At 44.4% G+C, this 3,520-nt stretch carries 2 protein-coding genes and 1 pseudogene; all 3 read left to right on the forward strand.

The features are described from left to right. A pseudogene (locus Q0314_RS09655) lies at nt 1-467 on the forward strand (hypothetical protein); the annotation flags it as partial. Further along, entirely contained in the window at nt 451-2,676 is a 2,226-nt protein-coding gene (hypF, locus tag Q0314_RS09660; protein WP_298058568.1) for a carbamoyltransferase HypF, read from the forward strand. The pseudogene Q0314_RS09655 and the gene hypF, both read left to right, overlap by 17 nt. 51 nt (nt 2,677-2,727) lie before the next feature. After that, the gene (gene nikR, locus Q0314_RS09665) at nt 2,728-3,141 is read left to right on the forward strand and encodes a nickel-responsive transcriptional regulator NikR (RefSeq protein WP_298058569.1); all 414 of its coding nucleotides are present in this window, start codon (nt 2,728-2,730) and stop codon (nt 3,139-3,141) included. Nucleotides 3,142-3,520 lie beyond the last annotated feature (379 nt).

Here is a 3,520-nt window from a genome sequence, read left to right on the forward strand (position 1 = left end):
ACGGCGAAAACTTTAGCCTGCCGCGCGGCGAGCTTGGCGTACAAAACGGCTTTTTCGGGCTATTTTGTATGGCTGGAGCTCTGCTTGGATTTGATAGCAATGCGCAAAAAGCGGGAGAGATTTTACTACAAAACGCGAGCGATTTTAATGGGGCAAAAGGGCCTAGGCTCGATTTTAAAATGCTAAACAAAACGCATTTTGACGTCGTTAAATTTGCTAGAAGCGGCATGAGCTTTAGGCTAGCTGGCGTCGATGCTAGGCTGCTTAGCTACGGATACGCCGAGTCGCTGGCATATTTTTTGGGCGATTTTGCGGACTCGCTAAAGCAGGATTTTGGCGTGCAAAACGCTCTGCTTTGCGGTTCGCTTTTTGAGAACAAAACGCTTGCAAATTTGACGTTAAAGCATCTAAAAACGGGCTTAAACGCCAAATTTAGCAAAGAGTTTTTGATTGAAGAGATGTTTTAAATATGAAATTTCAGGCCTGGTTCAAGGCGTGGGTTTTCGCCCTTTTGTTTATAATCTAGCCCTAAAATTCGGCCTTGCAGGCGAAATTTACAACGACGACGAGGGCGTAAAACTAACGCTTTGCGGACGCGATGAGCAGATAGAAAAATTTGAAAAAGCGCTACACGAGGAGCTGCCCAGCCTCGCTCGTATCGACGAGATGAGAAAAACAGAGCTAGAGGGCGCTAAATTTGACGAGTTTAAGATAGTCGCCTCAAAATCAGCCAAAAAGCACGCGCCTATCTTGCCCGATTTTGCCCTCTGCGCCGACTGCGAGCGCGAGTTTTACGACCCCGCAGACCCGAGATATCATTATCCTTTTATCAACTGCACCAACTGCGGCCCGAGGTTTTCGATTATCAAATCCCTGCCTTACGACCGCGCAAACACGACGATGAACGCGTTTAAGATGTGCGAATTTTGCGGCGGCGAATACAAAAATCCGCTAAATCGCCGCTATCACGCCCAGCCCGTCTCCTGCCCAAACTGCGGGCCTAGGCTTGCTCTAAAAGATAAATTCGGGCGAGTTTTAGCGCAAGATAACGAAAGCGCAAAGCAGGCCGCGCGTTTCATAAACGAGGGTAAAATTTTAGCCATCAAAGGGCTTGGCGGATTTCATCTGATGTGCCGTTTAAAGGAGGATACGGTAGGGCTGCTAAGAGAGCGCAAAAAGCGACCTAAAAAGCCATTTGCCGTGATGTGCAAGGACCTTTCGCGCGCTAAAAAATACGCACGAATTTTGCCTGAAGAAGAGCGGCTTTTAAGCTCAAATTTAAAACCTATCGTCGTTTTACAAAGCTTGCCTGGCGCGCCGGTTCCCTCAAATTTAGCGCCAGGACTAAATAAAATCGGCATATTTTTGCCATACACGGGCGTTCATCTTTTGCTTTTTGAGTACCTAGAGAGTGACGTTATCGCTACCTCGGCCAACGTCTCGGGCGAGCCAATAATCTACGACGAAAAAGATCTGCGAGAAAAGCTGGGCAGCGTGATAGATTTTTATCTAGATAACGACCGCGAGATACACTCGCCAAGCGACGATAGTATCGCGTTTGTAGCAGACGGCGAGCCTATATTTATCCGCACGAGCCGCGGCGTGCATCCTAAGTTTATCCGTACGAAATTTAAGAGCGAAAAGACCGTTTTAGCCGTCGGAGCTGAGCTAAAAAATCAGTTTGCGATCTTTAAGGACGGCGAGCTGATGGTAAGCCCGTATATCGGCGACCTAAAAAACGTCGCGACCTATGAGCGGTTTTGCGCGCTAATCAAGCTTTTTAGCGAGATTTACGAGCTAAAATTTGACGAGATCGTAGCCGACTTGCACCCGCATTTTTTAAATTTAAAATGGGCGCGCGAATACGCCGCAAATTTTGGCTCGAAAATCACGCAAATCCAACACCATCACGCACATTTGCTTTCGGTAATTTTAGAAAACGATCTGGACGCAAAGCGCGAGTATCTGGGCTTTTGCTTTGACGGTACGGGATACGGCGCGGACGGGAGCGTCTGGGGCGGAGAGATCCTAAAAGTGCGCGGCAAAGAGTACGAGCGAGTTTGCAAATTTGACGAAATTTTGCTGATCGGCGGCGAAGCTAGCGTGAAAAATACTTGGCAGATCGCTTATGCCGCGATTTTAAAATATGATTTGGAGTGCGAGGCGGAGGCGTTTTTGGCTAAATTTGAGCCCGCTAAGCTAAAAAATCTAAAAATCCTGCACGAAAAGCAAATAAACTGCGTCAAAACCAGCTCACTTGGACGCATATTTGACGCATTTGCGGCGGTGATCCTCGGGCTTGATAGCATCAGCTATGAGGGCGAGGCAGGGATGAGCCTAGAAGCGCTTTATGATGCAAATTTAGACGCTTGCTACGAGTTTGAAATCATGAACGACAAAATTTGCTTTAAAGAGGCCTTTAAAAGAGCTTTAAAAGACGATGCAAAAACGGCTGCAACGGGCTTTATAAAAGGGCTGGCAAAGCTCGTAGCGGACGTAGCTTGCGCGCAGCCTAACGACGTCTTGCTCGCAGGCGGAGTTTTTCAAAATAAGGCCCTGCTTGAAAATGTAATTTTAATTCTTAAGCAAAAAGGTAAGAAGTATTACATAAATAAGAACTTTTCGTCAAACGACTCTTCGGTAGCTATCGGTCAGATCGCGCTTACATTAATTTAAATTAAAGTTTTCTGATGTATAATAACTAATAATTTCTTTAAGGAGGCGATAGTGGAAAACATCATAAGATTTAGCGTCTCGTTGCCAAAGCAGTTATTAGACGAACTTGACAACAAAATAGGCGCTCAGGGCTATGCTTCAAGAAGCGAATTTACTCGCGATCTGATTAGGGAAAAAATAGTAAATGATAGTTGGAAGGACGCGGATGAGGATCTTATCGGCGTTTTGACGCTCATTTATCTACATCACCAAAACGACCTCGTCGTGAAAATGATGGACATCGAGCACCAGGCAAATTTGCACATCGCCTGCACGACTCACGTCCATATAGATCACGACAACTGCCTGGAGACTCTCATACTGCGCGGTAAAGCGGGAGCTATCGAGAAATTTTCCGAAAAAATGGGCGGACTAAAAGGGGTTAAATTTGCAAAACTCACTAGAGCTGCCGTCCCTCACTCGTAGGCTAGCAGATTTCATCCGCTTAGCTTGGTTGGGCTAGGCGGATGAATTTTATATTTTATACTTATTTATTTTATATTTTTCTAATGTAAATTTTATTTATAATTTACGCAGGATTTTTATATTTACCTGCTTAATACCCTTTTGCGTTAAAACTAGATATTAATTTTAACCCGTTTAAATCGATGTTTTTATTTTTTAAAATTTACTCTTTTAAATTTGCCGTTATTTGATGTTAAATTTTTGCATATTTTTAAAAACTAAGCTTAAAATTTATCTCTCTAAGCTTCTAAAAAGCGCGATAATTTCTGACGCTTACCGCTTTTTAGCACAAAGAAAGCAAAAAGCGGCAGAACTTCTAAAAATGGTTGACTTGCCCGAG

Origin of the sequence: uncultured Campylobacter sp. (assembly GCF_938040115.1) — a bacterium.
Lineage (GTDB): Bacteria > Campylobacterota > Campylobacteria > Campylobacterales > Campylobacteraceae > Campylobacter_A.